The organism is Brachybacterium ginsengisoli, assembly GCF_002407065.1.
Classification (GTDB): Bacteria; Actinomycetota; Actinomycetes; order Actinomycetales; family Dermabacteraceae; genus Brachybacterium; species Brachybacterium ginsengisoli.
This window is the reverse complement of the sequence record NZ_CP023564.1, coordinates 2,485,493-2,508,526: the sequence shown is the minus strand read 5'-3', so window position 1 is coordinate 2,508,526 and position 23,034 is coordinate 2,485,493. Positions and strand designations below refer to the sequence as shown.

The window sequence follows — 23,034 nt, the reverse complement described above, 5'->3', positions numbered from 1 at the left end:
CGGATCAGCCGGCGCGGCGGGCGAGGAGGGGTGCGAGGGCCTCGAGAGTCGGCGCCAGATCGGGCACGGTTCCCTCGGGCAGCGCCGAGAGGTCGCGCTCGGGACCCGCGCCGAGCAGCGGCCACGGCACCCACCGCACCTCGGGCGACTCCTCGCTCTCCGTGAGGGGCAGCTCCTCGGCCGGGACCGGGGCGCGCAGCAGGAACTGCACGTCCCAGTGCTCGGCGCATCTGCCGAAGGCCGCATCGAGCGCGTGCCGATGCAGCAGCACCGGACCGTCGCCCACCCGCTCCAGGGAGTCGATCCCGATCTCCTCGGCGACCTCGCGCCGGGCGGCCTGCTCGAAGCTGGTCTCGCCCGCCTCGAGGTGGCCGCCGGGCTGGACCCAGAAACGGCCCTTGCGATGCCACACCAGCGCCACGTGATCTCCGGGGGCGTCGATCACGATCGCGCTCGCGGTGAGATGGATCGGCCCGCCGTCGCGGAGCATCAGCTCCGGGGCGTCGCCCAGCAGCTCGCGGAACTCGCGGGCCATCGTCGGGCCCGAGAGCGCATCCGTGGCGTGCTCGAGCTCGGCGAGCGCCGTCGTCGGGGCGGAGGCGGGCAGGACCTGCCCGGCCGGCTCAGCGCTCATCGTCGCCCGCGGAGGAGCGACCGCCCTCGCCGTCCTCGCCCGTGCCGTCCTCGCCCGTGCCATCCTCGCCCGAGCCGTCCTCGCCCGTCGCGTCGGCCTCGGTCTCGTCCCGCGCGCTCGAAGCGGAGCCGCGCAGGCCGCCCTGCTCGTCCTCGCGAGGGGCACGGTCCTGGCCGTCGCCGGAGAGCAGCTTCTCCAGCTCGGCGTCGAAGTCCTCGGGAAGGGCCACCCCGGCGAGCTCCTCGGCCTCGGTCGGGGCCGCCTCGGGCCGCGGGGCCTGCGGCCGACCGGAGAGGACCTCCGCGGTGGGCAGCAGGTCCGGGTGGTCCCACTTCGCCTCGCGGCCGCTCTCGCCCTCGGTGTCCAGGACGCTCTCCCACCAGGACAGCGCCTCGCGGACCCGGCGCGGGCGCAGCTCGATGCCCACGGTCTTCGAGAGCATCTCCTCGGCGGGCCCGCCCGCGGCGCGGCGGCGCCGCAGCACCTCGCGCATCGCCTCGAGATCCGGCAGCTTGCCGTCGAGCGCCTTGGTGGTCACGTGATCCACCCACGCCTCGATGAGGGCGAGGGTGGTGGCCAGCTCCTCGAGGGCGCGCTCCTGCGATGCGCGCCGCGTGAACACGAACATCTCCTCGGGACGCCTGGCCTGCATGGCCTCCGGATCGGCGAGATCGAGCCCGCGCACCATCTCGTCGAGCGCGTCGAGGTCCAGGGTGATACCGCGCGAGTAGTCCTCGATCGCGGAGAACAGAGCCCGCCCCAGCCACGGGGCGGAGGTGAACAGGGCCGTGTGGGCGATCTCGCGGGCCGCCAGGAAGATGCGGGCGGCGCCCGGGTCGAGCGAGTGCGCCGCGATCAGGTCCTCGACGTTCGAGGCGACCAGGGCCGGCTCGCCGTCCCGGCCCAGCGGGAGGCCGAGATCGGTGGTGCCCGCCGCCTCCCGGGCGAGGGCGCCGATGGCGTGGCCGAACTGCACGCCGAACATGGTCCCGCCGATGCGCTCCATCATCGCCGCGGGGTCGCCTCCGGGCATTCCCATGCCGGCCCCGCCGAGGTCGCCCATCTCACCCAGCTGCGCGGCGATCGCCTCGCCGATCGCGCCGGCCATGTATTTGGCGACCGGCTCGACGATCGGCTTCCAGTGGGGCAGGGTGCGGTGCAGCCAGGTGCCGCGGCTGTACACGCCGAGCTCGGTGGAGGGCACGTCGATCGAGATCACGGGATCCAGCCACAGCCGCGCCACCTGGGCGGCCTGGCGCAGCTCGGAGACCGAGGAGTCGCTCGGGCCGGGGTCGCCGGGGGTGCCGGTGGGCTCGGGCATGCCGGGGATGCCGGTCTGGCCCGCCGCGGTGCGGCGCGCGATGTCCTCGGCCATGTCCCAGTTCACCGGGCTGTCGCCCTGCGCGGCGAACATGCTCTGCATCTGCGCCGCGGCCGCGCGCAGCTGGGCGGGGTCCTGCGGCAGGTTCGCCTGCTGCGCCAGCGCCGACAGGTCCAGTCCGTCCAGGGCTCCCTCGGGGAGCGCGTCCCCGAAGGTCTCCTTGAGGAAGCGCTTCAGCGCCTCCTCGTCCATGTCACCGGGTCCACCCGGGATCGGGGCGTCGCTCATGGCCACCTCCAGCAGTTCGTGGGCTCCAGCAGTCCGTGGGGCATCCAGCCTACCGATCCCTCCTGGGGGTCGGCTCAGGGTGGGGCACAATGTCGGGGTGACCGAAGCCCCCACCCGACCCGACCGACCTCGTCGAGCGCGCGCGCTGATCACCCGCGCGATCGACGACGCCCAGTTCGCCCGCCCGGCGGTGGCCCTGACCTCGCTGGTGGTCCTCTGCGTGCTGATCCTGGGGGGCACGCTGCTGCCCGTGCCCTATGTCATCGAACGTCCGGGCCCGGCGATCGATGTGCTCGGTGACTACGAGGACGAGCAGATCCTGGCGATCGACGGCGCCGAGACCCACCCCACGGACGGCGCGCTGATGATGACGACCGTCTCCGTGGACGGCGGCCCCGGCTATCGGGTCACGCCGACGGAGGTCGTGGCGGCCTGGTTCGACAGCTCCAAGATGGTGCTGCCCCGGGAGGCGGTCTTCCCCGAGGACCAGACCAAGGAGCAGACCACGCTGGTCAACTCCGCGGCGATGAGCACCTCGCAGCAGGGCGCCGTCGCCGTGGCCCTGGACGAGCTGGGGATCGACTACCAGGACGTGGTGATGATCGCCGGGGTCGAGTCCGGCGGCGCCGCCGAGGACGTCCTGAAGGGCGGTGACGTGATCGTCTCCGTCGACGGCGAGACGGCGGCCGACGTCGCGGGCTATCAGCGGCTGATCGAGAAGGTCCCTGCCGGCGAGAAGGTCCCGATGACCGTCCGCCGAGACGGCGAGGAGGTCCAGCTCGAGGTGCCCACGAAGGAGGAGGACGGCGTCGCGCGGATGGGCGTGGTGCTCGCGGCCGGCCATGAGTTCCCGATGGACGTGGACATCTCGGTGGGCGGCATCGGCGGCCCGAGCGCCGGCATGATCTTCTCCCTCTCCGTCTACGACGAGCTGACCCCGGGCGCCCTGACCGGGGGCCATCGCATCGCCGGCACCGGCACCATCTCCGACGACGGCGAGGTCGGGCCCATCGGCGGGATCCGCCAGAAGATGGTCGGCGCCGCGGACTCCGAGGCCGAGTACTTCCTGGCACCCAGTGCGAACTGCGACGAGGTGGTCGGCAACGAGCCCGACGGACTCGACGTCGTCGCGGTCTCCACCTTCGCGGACGCCCTGACCGCCACCGAGACCATCGCCGACACCGGCAGCACCGAAGGCCTTCCCACCTGTGAGGACGTGACCACCCGATGAGCAAGAAGAATCGTCGCCGCACACCCCCCAAGCCCACCGTCGTCTTCGACTTCGGCGGGGTCCTGAGCGCCGGTCACGACCCGGTGCCGGACGTCCGTGAGCTGCTGGGCGGCGACGCCGACGCGCTCGCCGACGCGCTGTGGAGCGAGCGCGCCGCCTACGACCGCGGCGCCGTGAGCGCCGCCGAGTACTGGGGCGCGGTCGCCGCCGCCGTCGGCGTCGACCAGCTCTCCGAGGACGAGGTCACCGAGGTGCAGGCCGCGGACAACCGCTACTTCCTGCGCCTGGACCCCGCCTCGCGCACCCTCATCCACGACCTCGCCCGCAACCAGGTGCGCCTGGCCCTGCTCTCCAACGCCTCGGAGTCCTTCGGCGAGGCGGTGCGCCGCGCGGACTGGTTCGAGGCCTTCACCCTCGCCGTCATCTCGGGGGAGGAGCGGACGGTCAAGCCCGACCGCGAGATCTACGACCTGCTGCTGGACGTCCTCGCCCACGAGACCGGGGGAGTGTCGATCCCCTCGGCGGTGATCTTCTTCGACGACCGCGAGGAGAACGTCGAGGCCGCGAAGGCGCTCGGCATCGACGCCCATCTGTGGCCGCGCAACGGCGACGGCGGCGCGGAGCACGGCGCGGACATCGCCCGCCGGGTGCTGACCGCCCGCGGCGTCCCGCTGGACTGACGGGGCGTCGAGCAGGCGCGAGCGGGGTAGAGTCGGTCACTGCGACACATCCCGTGCGGCGCCCTGCCAGGGCGCGCCGGTGAGAATCCCCGGACCCCTCTCCGAACAGGAACACGAGTTGGCAGAGTTCATCTACACCATGTACAAGGCCCGGAAGGCCGTGGGCGACAAGGTCATCCTCGATGACGTCTCCATGAGCTTCTACCCGGGCGCGAAGATCGGCATGGTCGGCCCCAACGGCGCCGGCAAGTCGACCATCCTCAAGATCATGGCCGGCCTGGACACCCCCAGCAACGGCGAGGCCAAGCTCTCGCCCGGCTACAGCGTGGGCATCCTGCTCCAGGAGCCGCCGCTGGACGAGTCCAAGACCGTCCTGGAGAACGTCCAGGAGGGCATGGGCGAGCTGTTCCAGAAGGTGCAGCGCTTCAACGCGATCGGCGAGGAGATGGCTGAGCCGGACGCGGACTTCGATGCGCTGATGGCCGAGATGGGCACCCTCCAGACCGACATCGACGCGGCGAACGGCTGGGACCTCGACTCCCAGCTCGAGCAGGCGATGGACGCCCTGCGCTGCCCGCCCGGCGACGAGAAGGTCACCCACCTCTCCGGTGGTGAGCGCCGCCGCGTGGCGCTGTGCAAGCTGCTGCTGGAGAAGCCCGACCTGCTGCTGCTGGACGAGCCGACCAACCACCTCGACGCCGAGAGCGTGCTCTGGCTCGAGCAGCACCTCCAGCAGTACGAGGGCGCCGTCATCGCCGTGACCCACGACCGGTACTTCCTGGACCACGTGGCCCAGTGGATCGCCGAGGTCGACCGCGGCCACCTCTACCCCTACGAGGGCAACTACTCCACCTACCTGGAGAAGAAGGAGGAGCGCCTCACCGTCCAGGGCAAGAAGGACCAGAAGCTCGCCAAGCGCCTCAAGGAGGAGCTGGAGTGGGTGCGGTCCAACGCCAAGGGCCGTCAGGCGAAGTCCAAGTCCCGTCTGGCCCGCTACGAGGAGATGGCCGCGGAGGCGGAGAAGACCCGCAAGCTCGACTTCGAGGAGATCACCATCCCGCCCGGCCCGCGGCTGGGCAACCAGGTGATCGACGCCAAGGACCTCAAGAAGGGCTTCGGCGAGCGGATCCTCATCGACGGGCTCTCCTTCACCCTGCCGCCCAACGGCATCGTTGGCGTCATCGGCCCCAACGGCGTCGGCAAGACCACGCTGTTCAAGACCATGGTGGGCCTCGAGCCTCTGGACGAGGGCGAGCTGAAGGTCGGCAAGTCGGTCCAGATCAGCTACGTCGACCAGAACCGCGAGAACATCGATCCGGACAAGAACCTCTGGGAGGTCGTCTCCGACGGTCTGGACTTCATCCAGGTCGGCAAGGTCGAGATCCCCTCGCGCGCCTACGTCTCGCAGTTCGGCTTCAAGGGCCCGGACCAGCAGAAGAAGGCCGGGATCCTCTCCGGCGGCGAGCGCAACCGCCTGAACCTCGCGCTGACCCTCAAGCAGGGCGGCAACGTGCTGCTGCTCGATGAGCCCACCAACGACCTGGACGTCCAGACGCTCGGCTCGCTCGAGAACGCGCTGCTGGAGTTCCCGGGCTGCGCCGTGGTCGTCTCCCACGACCGCTGGTTCCTGGACCGGGTCGCGACCCACATCCTGGCCTACGAGGGCACCGAGGAGAACCCGTCGAACTGGTACTGGTTCGAGGGCAACTTCGAGTCCTACCAGCAGAACAAGGTCTCCCGCCTGGGTGAGGACGCCGCGCGTCCCCACCGCGTGACCTACCGTCGCCTCACCCGCGACTGAGCCGGCCCGGACCCGACGGACCCCCGCACGCCTCGGCGTGCGGGGGTCCGTCGGGTCTCGGGGGCGGGGCTCAGGTGCCCTCCGGGTCGAGATCGGCGACCACCCGGGAGGAGGGGGAGCCGGACTCGTTGCCCGGTGACATCTCGCGGGTCACGACGAGGCGCTGGACGCTCTCGCCCGAGGTGAACTCGATCGTGCCGTCGGCGGAGAGGTCGAGCACGCCGAGGCTGTGGGTCGTGCCATCGGCCTCGCCCCACAGCTCGAGCACCTCGCCGTCCCAGCCGGTGACGCCCTCGGCGCGCAGCACGAGCCCGTCGTCGGTCAGGACCGCCTGCCAGGTGCCGTTGTCGCTGGTCCCGGGGACGAGCTGGGCGTCGGCGGCCATGCTGCGATCGGCCCAGGCGTCGGAGAAGGACTCGGACGCCTCGAGCCGACGATGGCTGTCCCAGAGGAGCCCGCCCAGGACCAGCGCGGCGATCAGGGAGAGGGCGGCGAGCGATCGGGAGATCCACGGCACGCGCCGGGTGCCCGCCCGTGCCCGCTGCTTCTCCCGACGCCGATCGCGCCGTGAGCGGGTCTTCTCGTCGCTCGAGCGGAAGGCGAAAGCCGGGGCGGCGGAGGAGTCCTGCGCGCCGCGGGGCGGCAGGGCGGCGGAGTCGGGGGTCGGCGGCGAGAGCGCCGACAGCTCCGTGGCGCTGCCGTGGGGCCCTCCGGCCTGTGGCGGGGGACCGACCACGCGGCGCTGGGTGTCGGTGCCGAGCACGGGGGTCGAGTAGCTGCCGCTGTAGGCGGTCTCGGGCTCGGACGGGGCGGGCCCGCGCGGAGCCAGGACGGACTGCGCCGGTCGGGAGCGATCGCCGAAACCCTCGAGCACCGCGATCCGCAGGTCACGGGAGGGCGGGACGGCGGTGAGCAGGGCCAGGCGCGCGGCCGCCTCGATCGCATGACGATGGATGCCGGCGGTCTCCGGAGAACGGGTGAGCTCCCGCAGGCGCAGCCGTTCGCCCGCATCGGCGAGGGCGAGGGCGTCCAGGGAGCTCAGACCGCGGGTCTCGGCATCCTCGGGGCCGCCGAAGGGAACCAGGGCATCGAGCATCCGGGAGATGGTCAGCGCCGCCTGCTGACGGTCGGCGCCGGAGTAGGCGAAGCGGCCCTGGGCCGCGGACTCGACCAGGGCGCGCTGGGCGAGCGGGAGCTCCAGCAGCACGCGGAGCACCTCGATCTCCCGACGATCGCTGGTGCGGTCGGCGACCGGCCCCGGACCGGCGAGGGAGCGGACGTCCCCGGTAGGACGGGTCGCCACCGCGGCGCGACGGGCGCGGTCCAGCACGGCCGCCTCTCCCGGCAGACCGCTGGCGGCGAGATCCCCGGCATCCCGCAGGCAGGAGCGGAGCACGGATACGGTGAGCTTCTCCGCTCGGGCGGAGGACCCGGTGACGTGGACGGCGAGCCCGTGGATGCGCGGGCCGAGCACGTCGACCAGCGCGGCGGCGGCGCGCTCGTCCCCGGCGGCCGTGCGCCGCAGCAGCGTCCGGATCGGATCGAGCCTCTCCCCGAGGTCGATCGTGTCCTCCGGGATGGCCGGCAGCTCCCCGGTCCCTGCAACGCTCGCCATCGGGCCCCTCCGTGCACTTCCAGCTCAGATCAGTCCACCGCCCCACGGCGGAGGACCATTGTCGCAGGCGGATGCCCCGCTCGCGGGACCTTGGCGGGACAGGCCCGCCGAAGGGCCCCGACCACCGGTCGACGAACTCTTCGTGAACATCCATCGTCCCTGGTGAGGCTCCTATATCGACGATCAGGACCGTCGCCGGCGCAGCGCTGGGCCGCTGCGTTCCGGACCCCCTGGTTCGGGTACCTTATGAGCCATGAAGCCGCTCTCCACGATCACGGTCGCGTCCGATCTCCCGGACGCCCTCGCGCCCCTGCGCGATCTTGCGCTGAACCTCCGCTGGACCTGGCGCCGGCAGGCCGCCGATCTGTTCCGCTCTCTCGATCCGGCCGTGTTCGCGGCCAGCGGTGAGAACCCCATCGCGATGCTCCCGCAGGTGTCTGCCGGTCGCCTCGCCGAGGCGGCTCGGGACGAGTCCTTCCTGGCCCGGATGCGCGCGGAGGTCGGCGATCTGCGCACCTACCTCGACTCCGGCCGCTGGTTCCAGCGCACCGCCGCCGGAGCGCAGGGGAGCGACGGCGGAGCCTCGATCGCCTACTTCTCCATGGAGTTCGGCATCACCCCCACCCTGCCCATCTACTCCGGCGGCCTGGGCATCCTCGCGGGCGATCATCTGAAGTCCGCCTCGGACCTCGGCGTGCCGCTGACCGCGGTGGGCCTGCTCTACCAGTGGGGCTACTTCTCCCAGTCGCTGGACCGCAGCGGCTGGCAGCAGGAGGAGTACCGCCTCAACGACCCCGCGGAGCTCCCCGTCGAGCCCGTCCTCGACGGAGCGGGCGAGCAGCTCACGGTGTCCGTCTCCCTGCCGGGCGGCCGCGAGGTCGCGATCGCGGTGTGGACGGCGCAGGTGGGTCGGGTGCCGCTGCTGCTGCTGGACACGAACGTCGGATCCAACGACGAGCAGGCGCGTCAGATCACTGACCGGCTCTACGGCGGTGATCACGAGCACCGGATCGTGCAGGAGATCGTCCTCGGCATCGGCGGCGTCCGCGCCGTCGAGGCGTACAGCGCGCTGGTGGGCGCTCCGGCCCCGACCGTGTTCCACCTCAACGAGGGCCACGCCGGCTTCTCGGGCCTCGAGCGCGTGGGCCGTCGGATGCAGTCCGGCGCCGGCTTCTCCGAGGCGGTCGCCGAGGTGCGCGCCGGCACCGTCTTCACCACGCACACCCCGGTGCCCGCCGGCATCGACCGCTTCGACGCCTCCCAGCTGCGCTCCTACCTCGACGCCGACGGGTCGGGCCTGTCCCATCTGATCCCCTCGCTGCCGGTCGAGGCCGCCCTGGCCCTCGGCATCGAGGAGGGCGGGGACGTGTTCAACATGGCCCAGCTGGGCTTCCGCATCGCCCAGCGCTCCAACGGCGTCGCGAAGCTGCACGGCGCCGTCTCGCGGGCCATGTTCCAGGACCTCTACCCCGGCTTCGACGTCCCGGAGGTGCCGATCGGCTCGGTCACCAACGGTGTGCACCGCCGCACCTGGATCTCCGCGCCCATGGACGACCTCTACAAGAAGGCGCTCGGGGACGTGGACATCTCCTCCCTGACCGACTGGAGCGCCCTGTCCACGCTCACCGACCACGAGCTCACGGAGACCCGCGACGGGCTGCGCGCGGACCTGGTGGCCATGGCGCGCCGGCACGTGAAGGACTCCTGGCTGCGGCGCGGCGCCGACGAGGCCGAGCTCGCCTGGACCGATCACATCCTCGACCCGAACGCCCTGACCATCGGCTTCGCGCGTCGAGTCTCGACGTACAAGCGCCTGACCCTGATGCTCTCGGACCCGGAGCGGCTCAAGCGGATCCTCCTGGATCCGGAGCGCCCCGTGCAGATCGTGGTCGCCGGCAAGTCCCACCCGGCGGACCGTCCCGGCAAGGAGTTCCTCCAGCAGCTGGTGCAGTTCGCCGATGACCACGGGGTGCGCCACCGCATCGCCTTCCTGCCGGACTACGACATCCGCATGGCCTCCGTGCTGATCGCGGGCTCGGACGTGTGGCTGAACAACCCGATCCGCCCGGAGGAGGCCTCCGGCACTTCCGGGATGAAGGCGGTCCTGAACGGCTCCCTCACCTTCTCCGTCTCCGACGGGTGGTGGGACGAGATGAAGGACGACGAGGCCGGCTGGACGATCCCCACCGCGCAGGTCGAGGACCAGGCCCGCCGCGATGCGATCGAGGCCGATGCCCTCTACGAGATCCTCGAGCAGTCGATCGTCCCGCTGTTCCACGAGCGCGATGCCCGCGGCATGCAGCACGGCTGGATGACGAAGGTCCGCTCCTCGCTGGTCAAGGTGGCGCCACGGATCACCGCGGCCCGCATGGTCCGCGACTACGTGACGGATCTGTACCTGCCGGCCGCCCGCGCGGCGTCGGCCTTCGTCGCGGATCCGGCGCTGGCCGGCGAGTTCACCGCCTGGAAGGCCGAGGTGCAGGAGGCCTGGTCACAGGTCGCTGTGCGCGAGGTGATCCTCGAGGGCGTACAGGAGGGCACGGTGGCCGCCGGGAGCGAGCTGACCCTCGTCGCCGACGTCGAGCTGGGCCCCCTGCGCGACACGGACGTGCTCGTCGAGGCGGTCCTCGGCGAGATCGGCGCCGAGGATGAGATCATCGAGCCTCAGCTGATCCCGCTGCGGCGTGGGGAGGACGGCCGCTGGGCCGCCCGCTTCGCGCTGTCGGCTCCCGGCCGGGTGGGCTGCACCGTGCGGGTCACCCCGCAGCATCCGGTGCTCGCCTCCCGCGCCGAGCTCGGGCTGGTCACCACCGCCTGAGCCGCCCTGCGTCTCCGTCCGAAAGGCCCGCCCCCGTGCCGACCCGTCGCCAGCTCCTGCTCTCCACCGCTGCGATGGGGGTGATGGGTGCCGGGGCCCTCGCGGGCTGCACCGGCGCGGCGCCCGCGGAGCTCGAGGACGGGGACGCCCTCCGGATGCGGGTGTGGAGCGAGTCCGCGGCCAGCGCCTATGAGGCAGCCCTCGAGGCGTTCACGGAGTCGACCGGCATCGAGGTCGGCGTCGAGGTCATGACCTGGGACGACTACTGGACCCAGCTTCCGCTCGACGTCGCCTCGGGCAAGCTGCCCGACGTGCTCTGGATGAACACGGCGAACCTCGCCCAGGTGCGTGCTGACGGCAATCTGCTGGAGATCGGCGAGATCGCCGGCGACGTCGCCTCGCAGTGGGAGACCGCGGCCACCGACCTCTACCGGACCGAGGACGGGCTGTGGGGCGTGCCCCAGGTGTGGGAGCAGAGCATCCTGGTGGCGCATGAAGGTCTGATCGGCGAGGCCGACGGTGATGCGGCGGCCCTGAGCTTCGAGGCCGGGGCCCCGACCGATCCGCTGCGGGACCTCGCCCGGGCGGTCACCGTGGACGGCGAGGGCAGGCATCCCGGGGACGACGGCTTCGACCCGACCTCCCGCGCGATCCACGGCTTCGGCGCGCAGCCGGACCGCACCGCGCTGCTGGGCCCCTTCATCGCCGCGCAGGGCGGGCAGTGGCAGGACGAGAAGGGACGGATGACCTTCGCCTCGGGGGAGGGCATCGCCGCGGTGCAGTACCTCGCCGACCTCTCCGCCGACCATCTCGCCCCGGCGGGCACGGAGACGGTCGAGGATCCGGAGCTGTGCCGGACGCTCTTCCAGTCGGGAAAGCTGGGACTGCTCCAGACCGGCACCTACGACCTGCACGCGCTGAGCGAGGAGATCGGGAAGAAGTTCACCTGGGGGATCCACCCGGCCGTCGAGGGTCCCGAGGGATCGTTCCCGATGGTGCACGCGATCGCGGTCGTCGGGATGGATCCGGACGACGACGACCGCCGGGACGCGGTCGGGAAGCTGCTGCGCTTCCTCGGCGGGGTCGACGGCCAGCGGGATCTCGCGGAGAACCGGCTCGGCATCCCCGCCCACCGCGATCTGCGCGGTGCCTGGGAGAAGAGCTGGTCCGCCGCCGGGGTGGACGTCTCGATGATCGATCTCCCCGAGACGGTCGCTCGACCGGAGACCGGGAACCGCTCGACGATCGCGACCGGCACCGCCCTGCCGATCATCGCCGAGGTGTTCCGCGGCGAGACCGACGCCGCCGAGGCGCTGCCCCGTGCCCAGAAGGCGGCGAACAAGGAACTGGGCTGACGTCAGCGCCCTGTCGAGGCCCGGATCATGCCCTCCTGGGTCACGGTCGCGACGAGGTCGCCGGCACGGTCGAAGACCTGTCCGTGGGTGAGGCCGCGCCCGCCGGAGGCGGAGGGGGAGCGCTGCACGTACAGCAGCCAGTCGCTGGGATCGGCGTGCTTGTGCCACCAGATCGCATGGTTGATCGTGGCCATCTTCAGCCCCGGGGTCATCCAGCTCAGGCCCTGGCGGCGCAGGATCGGCTCGAAGGGCGTGTAGTCGCTCGCGAAGGCGAGGATCGCGTCGTGCAGCAGCGGTTCGGCCTGCACCGGGGCGAGGGTCCGCATCCAGACCATCTGCGCATCGCCCGTGCCGGAGACCGGATCGGGTCGCAGGTAGATCGGATCGGTGACATGGCGGATGTCGATCGGGCGCTGGGTGGCCCAGTAGTGCGCCACCGGATGGTCGATGCCCGCGAGCACCTCCGCCGTGGTCGGGAGCCCTTCGGGGTCCGGTGCCTCGGGGGCGCGCTCCTGGTGCTCGAGACCCTCCTGCTCCTCCTGGAACGATGCGGTCATCGCGAGGATCGTGCGCTCCTCCTCGTCGGCCTCCTTCCCGGGCTGGGTCGCCAGCACGCGACGCACCGAGAAGGAGCCGCCGTCGCGCAGGGCGTCGACCTGGAAGCGGATCGGGTGCTCGGGGTCGCCGGGGGCGAGGAAGTAGGAGTACATCGAGTGGATCCGACGTCCCGGGGAGACCGTGCGCCCCACGGCGGTGACCGCCTGCCCCATCACCTGGCCGCCGAAGACGTGGCCTCCCGGCTGGGGCGAGGAGTCGCCCTGGTACGCGGCGACGGTGGCCGGGGTGGAGAACTCTCCCGACGGGGCGATCTCGCGCAGGTCCAGCAGGTCCACCAGGCCGGCGGCGATCTCCGAGGGGTCGGTGCGGGGGAACGTCATGGCCCGATCGTACTGGTCATGTCTCCTACGATGAGTGCCATGACCCCCTCCTCCGCTGACGATGCACCCGATCTCACTCCCGGACCGCTGGACGTCCCGGTCCCCGTCCGCTGGACGGATCTGGACGCCTACGGGCACGTGAACAACGCCGCGATGGTGCGGCTGCTCGAGGAGGCGCGCATCGCCGCGTTCTGGCAGCCGCCGGCGGAGCAGATCGCCCTGGGCGCCCCGGCTCCCGCCGCGGCCCTGCCGGTCAGCGGCGCGGGCTCGGCGCTGAGCACCGTGATCGCCTCGCAGCGGATCGAGTACGCCCGCTCCCTCGAGCACCGCCGTGACGGGGTGGTGGTGCGGCTGTGGCTCTCGCGGATCGGCGGAGCGAGCCTGAGCGTGGACTACCTGGTGCTCACGCGCGATGACCCGGACGGCGCCGCGCCCTACGCCCGGGCACGCACCGTCGTGGTGCTGATCGACGCGGAGACGGGCGCCCCGGTGCGGCTCGAGTCCGGCACCCGCGAGATGCTCGCACGGTTCCAGGGGGAGCCGCTGAGCTTCCGGGACTGACGGCGCCCGGGCTCCTCAGCTCCCGGGTCTCCTCAGCTCAGGCGGTCCGGGATGCTCTGCCCGGCCGCCGGGGCCTCGCCGCCGTTGACCGTGTTCACCAGCGAGTGCGCGGCCCGGTCGAGGTAGTCCCACAGCGTCTGCTCGTGCAGGGGCGGCAGGTCCAGGGAGTCCACGGCCGCGCGCATGTGGCGCAGCCAGGCGTCCTTCGCCGCGGGGGAGACGGCGAAGACGGCGTGGCGCATCCGCAGCCGCGGATGGCCGCGCTCCTCGCCGTAGGTCTTCGGGCCTCCCCAGTACTGCTCGAGGAAGGTGGTCAGCCGGTGCCGCGCCCCGGTGAGATCCTGCTCGGGATACATCGGCCGCATCACCGGGTCCTCGGCGACACCCTCGTAGAAGCGGTCCACGAGCCGCACGAAGGTCTCGTGCCCGCCGATCTCCTCGTAGAAGCTGACCTGCTCGGGGCGGGCGCTGGGACTGGTCATGAGGGGTCCTCCGGGTCGGGGGGGGCTGTCACTTCTGCTGGATCACTTCTGCTGGATCACTTCTGCTGGATCACTTCTGCACGGTCTCGACGAAGCGGGGCATGGCGAAGGCGATGTCGGCGGCCGCGAAGCCGGCGCGGATGCGGGCGCGCAGCTCCCGCTCCACGCCCCACTGCCGGCCGGGTGCGGTCTGGATGGTCACGCGGCGCTGGTAGCGGTTGGCGTCGACGGCGAGGATGCCGGTGACATCGCCCGGGGCGAGGATGGTGTCGTCCCAGGCGGGGTCCTCGCCGATCTCGGCGACGACCTGCTGGACCACCCGGGTGACCTGGTCGTCGTCGGCCGCCGCGTCGATGTCGAGCACCACCACGGCGATCGAGTGGCCGCGGGCGTAGTTGCCCACCCGGACGATCTCGCCGTTGCGGACCGTCCACAGCACGCCGTCGAGTCCGCGCACCTGGGTGGCGCGCAGGTTGATCGACTCGACGGTGCCCTCGGCGTACTCGAGATCCACCCAGTCGCCCACGGCGACGATGTCCTCGAACAGCATCACCACGCCGGCGACCACGTCCTTGATGATCGTCTGCGCGCCGATGCCCGCGGCGAGGCCCACCACGCCGAGGCTCGCGATCACCGGCGCGATGTTCACGCCGATCTCGGAGAGGATCATCATCGTGGCGATCGCCCAGATCATCACGCGGGAGATGTTCCGCGCCACGTTCGACAGCGTGCTCGCGCGCTGTTCGCGGCGGGCCTGGGCGGCCTTCTGCGCGCGCGGGTCGCGCCGGATCACGGTGCCGGTCACGGTCGAGATCTTCGAGCCGGACTGCACCATGGTGCGGAAGAAGCGGCGCAGGAACCATCCGGCCAGGAGGCTCAGGAGCATCGCCGCCAGCAGGATGATCACGATCTTGATGCCGCTGGTGGCCAGCCATCTCAGCAGCTGATCCATCAGGGTCAGCGCCTCATCGGTCGTGGGGGCCGTCAGCAGGGTGCCAGGGTCCAGGGGGTCGTCCACCATGCTCCCGACGATAGTCGCGACCGGGGCCGCTGTCCGCAGCGGCCCCGGGCGAGGTGTGTCACCGTCGGCGGATCAGGCCACGTCCGCGGCGCGGACCTTCTCCTGGCGGGCCACCGTGTCCCGGCCCTCGATGATGATGCGACGCAGCCCGAAGGGCGCCTCCTCGGCCTCCGCGAGCCAGGCGTCGGCGGCGTCGAGCACGCCCTGGCCGCCGTAGGAGTTCGGGAAGTAGCCGCCGACGATGCGGGCCGCGATCTCGTTCGAGCGCTCCTTCCACACGCTCGAGATGACGTCGAAGTAGCGCTGGCGGTAGGGGGCCAGCAGGGACTCGTCGGTCACGCGGCGGAAGCCCTGGATCACGGCCGTGATGGACTCGTTGGCCAGGGTGTCCTTCTCCACCGTGCGCCGCCAGGCCTTGGCCTTGGAGACCTCGGTGGGCAGCGCGGCGCGCGCGGTCAGGGCGCTCTTGCGACCGGACTGGGTGTCGTCCGAGGCGAGCTGCTCGTCGATCCCGGCGGCGTCGATCCCGCCGAGGACGGCGAGCGAGATCACGAGCTTCCAGCGCAGATCGGTGTCGATGGTGCGTCCGGGCAGGGCGATGCTGCCGCCCAGCAGGCCCTCGAGGGTGTGGTGGTGCTCCTCGGAGCGGGCGAGGCGGGCGAAGGCCTCGACGAACTGGAGCTGGGCGTCGGAGCCGGCCTCGGCGCCCTGGGCGAGCTCCCAGACGGCCGAGGCCGCCTGCTCGGTGCGCAGCTCGCGCTGGTCGACCGCGGCATAGGGCCCGGCGACCGACTCGAGCTGCTGCAGCAGGGTGCGGACCACCGAGGAGGAGGCCTCCCCGGTGAGGTTCGCGAGCACCAGCTGCTGGTAGCGGCGGCTGGGCAGCTCCCCGTCGCGGACCATGTCCCAGGCGGCGGACCACAGCAGGGTGCGGGCCAGGGAGTCATCGAGGTCGCGCAGGTGCTCCATCGCGACGGCGAGGGACTGCTCGTCCAGGCGCACCTTGGCGTAGGCGAGGTCGCCATCGTTGAGCAGCCAGAGGTCCGCGCGCTTCCCGGTCAGCTGGGGCACCTCGGTGAGCTCGCCGTCGACGTCGAGCTCGACGGTCTCGGTGCGCACCAGGGCCCCGTCGCGGAGCGTGAACCCGCCCACCTGCAGACGGTGCGGGCGCAGGGTGCGGTGCTCCTCGGGTGCGGTCTGGACGATCGCGAAGCGGGTGACGACGCCGTCGGCGTCGCGCTCGATCTCGGGGCGCAGGGTGTTGACCCCGGCGCGCTGCAGCCAGAGCTCGGCCCAGCTGCTGAGGTCGCGGCCGCTGGTGGCCTCGAGCTCGACCAGCAGGTCGCGCAGCTCGGTGTTGCCCCAGGCGTGCTTGGCGAAGTACGCGCGCACCCCGGCGAAGAACTCCTCGCGGCCCACGTAGGCGACCAGCTGGCGCAGCACCGAGGCGCCCTTGGCGTAGGTGATGCCGTCGAAGTTCGTCTCCACGGCCTCGAAGTCGACCATGTCGGCGACGATCGGGTGGGTCGAGGGGAGCTGGTCCTGCTGGTAGGCCCAGCCCTTCTCGGAGAGGGCGAAGGTGGTCCAGGAGTCGCTCCAGCGGGTGACCTCGGCGCTGGCGAGGGTCGAGGCGTACTCGGCGAAGGACTCGTTCAGCCACAGGTCGTCCCACCAGCGCATGGTGACCAGGTCGCCGAACCACATGTGGGCGAGCTCGTGGAGGATCGTGAGATCGCGGCGCTCGCGCACGGCGTCGGAGACCTCGGAGCGGAACACGTACGCCTCCACGTAGGTGATCGCACCGGGGTTCTCCATCGCGCCCATGTTGTACTCCGGCACGAACACCTGGTCGTACTTCCGGAACGGGAAGTCCTGGTCGAAGGCCTCCTCGTAGAAGTCGATGCCGGCCTTGGTCACGTCGATGACGTCCTGCGCGTCCACGTGCTCGGCGAGCGACGCGCGGGCGAAGACGCCCATGGGGATCGTGCGGCCGTCACGCGTGGTGATCTCACCGGTGCCGCCCTGGTAGTTCCCGGCGATCAGCGCGACCAGGTAGGTGGAGATTCGCTCGGTGGGCTCGAAGCTCCACGTGGCGGTGCCCTCGCCGGCGGCCGACGGGGCAGGGGTGGGCGCATTGGAGATGACCCGCCAGTGGGCGGGAGCGGTGACGTCCAGGGCGAAGGTCGCCTTGAGGTCCGGCTGCTCGAAGCAGGCGAACATGCGGCGCGCGTCGGAGACCTCGAACTGCGTGTACAGGTAGACCTCGTCGTCGACCGGGTCCACGAAGCGGTGCAGGCCCTCGCCGGTGTTCATGTAGCGACCGGTGGCCAGGATCCGCAGGGTGTTCCCGCCCTCGGCGAGCTCCGGCAGCTGCACCCGGGCCCCGTCGAAGCGGGACGCGGGATCCTCGAGCAGCTCGCCGTTGAGCTCGATCTCCTCGACGGACTGCGCGATGAGATCCACGAAGGTGGCCCGAGCGGCGGTGGAGGTGAAGCGGATCGTGGTCTCGGTGAGGAACGTCCGCTCATCGGTGGTGAGGTCGAGGCGGATCTCGTAGGAGTCGGTGCTGAGGAACGAGGCGCGGCTGCGGGCCTCGTCGCGAGTGAGGTTCTCGGATGACATGGGAGCCATCCTGCCACTCGGAGGGATATCGGGTGCCCCATCGGGTCCTGCTCGATAAGGTGCGGACATGCCGTCCCCGCCTCCTGCTCCCGCGCCCGGACGCGGCGGGGGCATCGGCCGGGTGCTCGGCGGGGTGCGCTGGTCGATCGCGCTCGCGGCGCGGCGATCTCCCGCCTGGTTCCTGCTCACCATCCTCACCTCGCTCGTCCTGGCGCTGGTGCCGGCCGCGCAGGTGCGGGCGGTCTCCTGGCTCGTGGGCGTCGCGGAGGCCGGCGGCCTGCTGGCAGCCCTTGCGCCGCTGCTGCTCCTGACCGTCCTGGTCGGGGTCGGTCAGATCCTCGGCAGCGCGGAGAACCTGGTGGGGCAGCGGATCTCGATGCGGCTCATGCTCGCCCTGGACTCCCGCCTCGCCGCCAGCGCGGCGGCGCTGTCCCCGCGGCGGACGGCGGATCCGCGGGTGCATGCCCTGTTCGAGGGGACGCGCACGAGCACCTGGGCGCTCTCCCGAAGCCCCGGCGCCGTGATCGGTGCGCTCTCCTCGCTGCTGGCCGCGCTCGCGCTGGGTGCCGCCATCGCACCCTTCTCGATGCTGGCCGCCGTGCTGGTCGTCGCGGCGCTGGTGCCGAACCTGCTCGTCTTCGCCTGGTCCGCGAGGATCCAGGATCGCCGCTTCGAGGAGGCCGCCGCGCACGGCGCCCGCTTCCGCTACCTGTTCGATCAGCTCGTGGACGCCCGCACCGGCACCGAGCTCGCCACGCTCGGCACGGGGCCGCGGGTCGCCCGGGACGCCGCAGCGGCCCAGGCCCGGATGACCGGGATCCAGGATCGTCTCTATGCGCTGCTGCTGCGCGGGGATCTGCTGGGCGGCCTCGTCACCGCGGTGCTGCTCGGAGGGGCCCTGGTCGCGGTGCTCGCCGAGGACGGCGGTGCCGCCGGGCTGAGCGCCGGGGTGCTCGGCGTGGTCGCCGGGCTGCAGGCCACCCGCGGGGCGGGCTTCGCGATAGGGGACGTGATCTCCGCCGGTCCGCTCGTGGCCCGGTTCCGCGAGATCGAGGCCCTGCCCGAGGAGACGGAGACCCAGGTGGTCGTGCCGGGGGTGGAGTCGCTCGAGATCAGGGATCTCACGGTCACGTACCCCGGGGCGCGGGTCCCCTCGCTGGAGGGTGCGAGCCTGCGTGCGGAGCGCGGGGAGATGATCGCGCTGGTCGGGGTCAACGGCGCCGGCAAGACGACGCTGGTCAACGCGCTGCTGGGCATCGTGGAGCCGGAGCGTGGGGAGGCGCTGCTGGACGGCAAGCCGGCCCGAGCGCTCTCCGCCGCCGCGCGCCTCGGTCATTTCGGGCTGGTCACCCAGGAGTTCGGCCGCTACGAGATGACGGTGCGCGAGGCGATCGCACTGGGCACCCCGAAGGAGGACGTGGCCGACGAGGAGATCTGGATCGCCCTGGACGCGGCCCGCGCAGGTGATCTGGTGCGCCGCCTCCCGCACGGCCTGGACACGATGCTCGGCCCGCAGTTCGGCGGGACGGGGCTCTCGGGCGGGCAGTGGCAGCGCCTCGCGCTGGCCCGCATCCACCTGCGCGGGGCGGGGATCCGTGTCCTCGACGAGCCGACGTCCGCGATCGACGCCGAGGCCGAGCAGGAGGTCTTCGCACAGCTCCGGGAGACCGCCGCCGGGCACATCACCCTCGTGGTCTCGCATCGGGCATGGACGCTGCGGGGTATGGACCGCATCCACGTGCTCGAGGAGGGCCGCATCGTGGAGAGCGGCACCTACCAGGAGCTCCTGGTGCCGGGGAGCCGCTTCGCGGAGATCTTCACCGAGCAGCTGCGCTGAGCGCCGGGCAGGACGGCTCACCGCCTCGTGAGGTCGAGGTCCCAGGTGTAGTGCTCGGGCAGTCTCGGCAGCGGCCAGGACGGATCCGGGAAGAAGTACTCGTAGCCGGCGGAGAACGGGTACTGCCAGTCGGCGATGTGCTGCTCCGCCTCGCGGCCGGCGGCGCGGATCTGCTCGATCTCCTCGGCGGAGAAGTAGCCGGTCCGCTCGGCGCCCTCGAGCTCGTCCTCGTCCTTGTAGTGCCAGTCGCGGCGCGGCAGCACCACCAGGTCCAGGACGAGGTCGCGCGTGCGCACGCCCTCCTCGGTCCGCTCGTAGGGGGTCTCGAGGTTCACGTAGTAGCAGCCCAGCGAGCCGTCGTCCTTGTAGAACAGCCAGATCGAATAGGGCTTGTCCGGCAGGCCGATCATGAGGATGCCGTTGCCGGTCCAGAGCTGCTTGGACTGCACGCGAGGGGCGGTGAACATGCCCTCGTCGCCGGCGCGGCGCAGGGCCGCCCCGGATTCCAGAACCGGCAGCAGCACCTCGGTGCCGGGCGCGATCCAGACCGCCACGCCGCGGTCGTCGTCCAGCACGACGGTGCCGGGTCGAACGGTGCGAGTGGGGTGCTGAAGGGTGTAGTAGGTCCAGGTCACCTGGTCGCCGGGCGACCAGCGCGGGGTGGAAGACATGGTGGTGATCCCGGCCGGATCGGCCTCCACGGACGCCCCGTACCGACCGGCCACCGAGTCGGGGCTGCGCTGCCCGTGAAGGGGTAGGCGTATGGGGCGACCATACCGCCTGCCCCCCGACCGCGCGGGCGGCGCGCCGAGTCCGGTCGGCTCAGGAGACGGAGGCTCCGCGCAGCTGTGCGGCCAGCGGGCAGTCCATGGGGTCGGCGTAGCCGAGCCCCACCCGGTTGAGGTACTTGATGATGATCCCGTAGGAGGTCAGCAGGTTCGTCTCGGTGTAGGTGATCCCGCGCTCGGCGCAGAACTGCTTGACGATCGGCTTCGCCTTGCGCAGGTTCGCCGAGGGCATGCGGGGGAACAGGTGGTGCTCGATCTGCAGGTCCAGGCCGCCCATCGCCCAGTTCATCAGCAGGCCGCCCTTGATGTTGCGGCTGGTGAGGACCTGCCGGCGCAGGAAGTCGACCTCGAGGCCCTTCGGGATCAGGGGCATGCCCTTGTGGTTCGGGGCGAAGGAGGATCCCATGTAGACCCCGAAGACGGCCATCTGCACGCCGAGGAAGGCCAGGCCCATGCCGAGGCCCAGGGTGGACAGCACGATCGCGGGGAACCCGATGAGGCGCACCAGCACGAGCGCCAGCTCGACCCGGCGGTGCTTGACCTTCTCGGTCGTCAGCAGGGCCGTGATGCCCTCGTAGTGCAGCACGAAGCCGAACAGGGTGAGGATCGGGAAGAAGGCCCATCCCTGACGCCTCGCGAACCAGGCCATGAAGCCGGTGCGGTCGGCCTGCTCCTCGGGGATGAACACGAGCACGCCGCCGGCGATGTCGCCGTCGCGGCCGACGGTGTTGGGGTTCGCGTGGTGCTTGTTGTGCTTGCGGGTCCACCAGGCGATGGCCAGACCCACCACGAGGTTGCCGATGATGCGGGCGAACCAGGCGTTGCGCTTGCCGGAGGCGAAGACCTGCTGATGGGCGGCGTCGTGGCCGATGAACGCGGCCTGCGTGAACAGGATGCCGAAGAGCACTGCGACGGCGAGCTGCCACCAAGTGCCGCCGAGGGTGAGCAGCAGCGCGAAGGCGCCGACGAAGCCGAGTGCGAGCACGGCGGTGCGCACCATGTACGAGCGCACGTTGCGTCCCATGAGCCCGGCGTCCTTCACCCTCTGCGAGAGCTCGAAGTAGTCACGGGTCTGGGCGGCGGCCCGCGGGCCCTGGGCCCGTGCGGCGCGAGGCTGTGCAGTGGTGGTCATGCCGTTGACGCTAGAACGCCAGGTGGCACGCGCGCGTCCCCCGCGGGAGCGAACCCGCACCCCCTACCGGGGTAGGGGGTCCGCGATCGGGATCCTGGCGGTGACGCGGAAGCCGCCCTCCGCCGTCGCACCCGCCTCCACGTCGCCGCCGAGGGCGCGCACCCGCTCCTGCGCGCCGGCGAGGCCCAGCCCCGACCCCGGGATCGACTCCGCAGGGTCCTCGGAGAGCTCGTTGGTCACCTCCACCACGAGGGCCCCGTCGGCCGTCCCCACCCGTACGTCGATCGCCGCGCCGCGGGCGTGCCGCAGCGCGTTGCTCAGCGCCTCCTGGACCACGCGGTACGCGGTCAGCCCTGCGGTGGGCGGCACCTCGGGCAGGGTGAGGTCCGCCGTGATCGCGGCTCCTGCGGCGCGGGTGGTGCGCAGCAGCTCCTCGAGATCGGGCAGCCCCGGCATCGGGACCTCGGCGAGGTCCTCGTCGGTGCGCAGGATCGCGAGCAGGGAGCGCATCTCGCCGAGGGCCTGCCGGGAGGAGGCGGCGATGTCCTCGAACTCCTGCTCGGTGCTCGCATCCAGCCCCGGCAGGCGGAACTTCGCGGTGCCGGCCTGCACGGTGATCACGGACATCGAATGGGCGACCACGTCGTGCAGCTCGCGGGCGATCCGCCCCCGCTCCTGGAGCTCGTAGCGGCGGCGCACCTCCTCGGCGCTCAGGGTCTGCGCCCGCTCCACCTCTCCCGTGACCAGGACCCACTGCCGGACCGTGATGCCCAGCAGCAGCACCCCGCCGCTGACCGCCAGCAGCACCACGCCGTTGGTCATCAGCTCGCGCAGCATGCCGCCCGGCATCACGCGGGCATCGGTCAGCAGCAGCGCGACGAGGGTGAGCAGCGCCCCGGCCGACCAGGTCGAGACCGTCCAGTACCACCGGTGCAGCACGGCCAGGACGAGCAGGGTCAGGCAGTGGGCGAGCAGGGCGGTGACGGGCCAGGGCCAGGAGGCCTCCGAGGAGGCGGGCAGGGTCACGAGCATCATCGCCGCGACCGCGACCACGTCGAGGGAGAGACCGGCCCAGGGCCATCGCACCGCGAGCAGGGCGGCGGCACCGCCCCCGAGCGCCACCAGCATCGCGGGGGAGGGGTGGACGCCGTAGACCGCGGCGGTGACCGGCCAGCCCACCACGACCAGGACGAACGCGAGGAAGGCGATGGTCATCCGGGTCCAGGCGCTCTCCCGCAGCCGGGCGTCGGCCTCCGCCGACCGCGGAGGGGGGATCGTGCCGCGCAGGCTCGAGCCGGGCACCGCCCCGCCCAGCAGCGGAGCGGTCACCACGAGGTCCAGCAGCGCCAGGGCGCGGACCATGGCGGGGAAGGACAGCGCGAGCATCAGGCCGACCACCATGGCCAGCGCCCACTGGCCGGGCAGCGGGGTCAGCGCCGGCGGCAGCAGGGGCGCCCAGGCCCACCAGCTCAGCCCGCCCACCGCGCCGGCGAGCCAGGCGATCGTGATCCCGGCGGTCAGCAGCCGCACCGGCAGCGCGATGATCGCCTCGAAGGCCAGGTCGAGCCAGCGGCGCGGGTCCGTGATGAGCCGCAGGGGCCCGACGGCGCCCCGCCCCCGGGGCCGGTACGAGGGAGTCGTGACCTCGATGCCCCAGCGGCGCAGCCGCGCTCGGTCCAGCCGCGCCCAGGCGGAGGCCAGCGCCAGCGTGACGGGGAACAGGAGCACGCCCACCCAGGCGATGGAGAGCGCCGCGGAGACGACGATCAGCGGCAGCAGGCTCAGCGCGGCGAACAGGGTCAGCGGGAGCCCGGGGATGACCAGGGCCAGGTCATGGCGGAGCCGTCGCAGGGCGTGGCGGTCAGGGATGAGGAACATCCACGCTCCCTCCAGGCGGACAGGGATACCGT

Annotated in this window: 17 protein-coding genes; 7 read left to right on the top strand and 10 right to left on the bottom strand. The window is 71.9% G+C overall.

Going from position 1 to position 23,034, the window contains the following annotated elements:
- Positions 1-4: 4 nt before the first annotated feature.
- Positions 5-634 carry an NUDIX hydrolase gene (locus CFK41_RS11195; protein WP_096799729.1) on the bottom strand — a complete coding sequence of 210 codons (630 nt, stop codon included), beginning with the start codon at positions 632-634 and terminating at the stop codon, positions 5-7.
- Positions 624-2,243 carry a zinc-dependent metalloprotease gene (locus tag CFK41_RS11190; RefSeq protein ID WP_096799728.1) on the bottom strand — a complete coding sequence of 540 codons (1,620 nt, stop codon included), beginning with the start codon at positions 2,241-2,243 and terminating at the stop codon, positions 624-626. The genes CFK41_RS11195 and CFK41_RS11190 overlap by 11 nt, the downstream gene beginning before the upstream one ends.
- A 97-nt stretch (positions 2,244-2,340) precedes the next feature.
- Here CFK41_RS11190 and CFK41_RS11185 point away from each other — a divergent pair, with 97 nt between their 5' ends.
- From CFK41_RS11185 to ettA, 3 genes are all read left to right on the top strand, one after another.
- A complete protein-coding gene (locus CFK41_RS11185; RefSeq protein ID WP_227873051.1) occupies positions 2,341-3,474 on the top strand; it encodes a YlbL family protein in 1,134 nt (377 codons plus the stop codon).
- Complete coding sequence (locus CFK41_RS11180) at positions 3,471-4,154, top strand: HAD family hydrolase (protein WP_096799726.1); 684 nt, start codon at positions 3,471-3,473, stop codon at positions 4,152-4,154. The genes CFK41_RS11185 and CFK41_RS11180 overlap by 4 nt, the downstream gene beginning before the upstream one ends.
- Before the next feature lie 118 nt (positions 4,155-4,272).
- Complete coding sequence (gene ettA / locus CFK41_RS11175; protein WP_096799725.1) at positions 4,273-5,955, top strand: energy-dependent translational throttle protein EttA; 1,683 nt, start codon at positions 4,273-4,275, stop codon at positions 5,953-5,955.
- Between the two features lie 70 nt (positions 5,956-6,025).
- On the opposite strand, the gene CFK41_RS11170 is transcribed toward ettA, so the two are convergent.
- Positions 6,026-7,570, bottom strand: coding sequence for a hypothetical protein (locus CFK41_RS11170; RefSeq protein WP_096799724.1), 1,545 nt, complete (start codon positions 7,568-7,570; stop codon positions 6,026-6,028).
- A gap of 253 nt (positions 7,571-7,823) precedes the next feature.
- Between CFK41_RS11170 and glgP the strand changes: the two genes are divergently transcribed.
- Both glgP and CFK41_RS11160 read left to right on the top strand, forming a co-directional pair.
- A complete protein-coding gene (gene glgP / locus CFK41_RS11165; protein ID WP_096799723.1) occupies positions 7,824-10,388 on the top strand; it encodes an alpha-glucan family phosphorylase in 2,565 nt (854 codons plus the stop codon).
- Between the two features lie 35 nt (positions 10,389-10,423).
- Positions 10,424-11,743 carry an ABC transporter substrate-binding protein gene (locus CFK41_RS11160; protein WP_227873050.1) on the top strand — a complete coding sequence of 440 codons (1,320 nt, stop codon included), beginning with the start codon at positions 10,424-10,426 and terminating at the stop codon, positions 11,741-11,743.
- Positions 11,744-11,745: 2 nt separating this feature from the next.
- Here CFK41_RS11160 and CFK41_RS11155 read toward each other — a convergent pair whose 3' ends face one another.
- Positions 11,746-12,681, bottom strand: coding sequence for an acyl-CoA thioesterase (locus CFK41_RS11155; protein WP_096799722.1), 936 nt, complete (start codon positions 12,679-12,681; stop codon positions 11,746-11,748).
- Between the two features lie 39 nt (positions 12,682-12,720).
- Between CFK41_RS11155 and CFK41_RS11150 the strand changes: the two genes are divergently transcribed.
- Positions 12,721-13,242, top strand: coding sequence for an acyl-CoA thioesterase (locus CFK41_RS11150; protein ID WP_096799721.1), 522 nt, complete (start codon positions 12,721-12,723; stop codon positions 13,240-13,242).
- A gap of 32 nt (positions 13,243-13,274) precedes the next feature.
- On the opposite strand, the gene CFK41_RS11145 is transcribed toward CFK41_RS11150, so the two are convergent.
- The 3 genes from CFK41_RS11145 to pepN form a co-directional block, all read right to left on the bottom strand.
- Complete coding sequence (locus CFK41_RS11145) at positions 13,275-13,724, bottom strand: globin (RefSeq protein ID WP_096799720.1); 450 nt, start codon at positions 13,722-13,724, stop codon at positions 13,275-13,277.
- A 70-nt stretch (positions 13,725-13,794) separates the two neighbouring features.
- A complete protein-coding gene (locus tag CFK41_RS11140; RefSeq protein ID WP_096799719.1) occupies positions 13,795-14,745 on the bottom strand; it encodes a mechanosensitive ion channel family protein in 951 nt (316 codons plus the stop codon).
- Between the two features lie 72 nt (positions 14,746-14,817).
- A complete protein-coding gene (pepN, locus tag CFK41_RS11135; RefSeq protein WP_096799718.1) occupies positions 14,818-17,367 on the bottom strand; it encodes an aminopeptidase N in 2,550 nt (849 codons plus the stop codon).
- A gap of 67 nt (positions 17,368-17,434) precedes the next feature.
- Between pepN and CFK41_RS11130 the strand changes: the two genes are divergently transcribed.
- Complete coding sequence (locus CFK41_RS11130; RefSeq protein ID WP_096799717.1) at positions 17,435-19,204, top strand: ATP-binding cassette domain-containing protein; 1,770 nt, start codon at positions 17,435-17,437, stop codon at positions 19,202-19,204.
- A gap of 17 nt (positions 19,205-19,221) precedes the next feature.
- Here CFK41_RS11130 and CFK41_RS11125 read toward each other — a convergent pair whose 3' ends face one another.
- The 3 genes from CFK41_RS11125 to CFK41_RS11115 form a co-directional block, all read right to left on the bottom strand.
- Entirely contained in the window at positions 19,222-19,875 is a 654-nt protein-coding gene (locus CFK41_RS11125) for a DUF402 domain-containing protein (RefSeq protein ID WP_151904737.1), read from the bottom strand.
- 151 nt (positions 19,876-20,026) lie between these two features.
- Entirely contained in the window at positions 20,027-21,124 is a 1,098-nt protein-coding gene (locus CFK41_RS11120) for a fatty acid desaturase family protein (protein ID WP_096799715.1), read from the bottom strand.
- A gap of 63 nt (positions 21,125-21,187) precedes the next feature.
- Positions 21,188-23,002: a sensor histidine kinase gene (locus CFK41_RS11115; RefSeq protein ID WP_096799714.1), complete on the bottom strand. Its 1,815-nt coding sequence runs from the start codon at positions 23,000-23,002 to the stop codon at positions 21,188-21,190.
- Between the last annotated feature and the right edge of the window lie 32 nt (positions 23,003-23,034).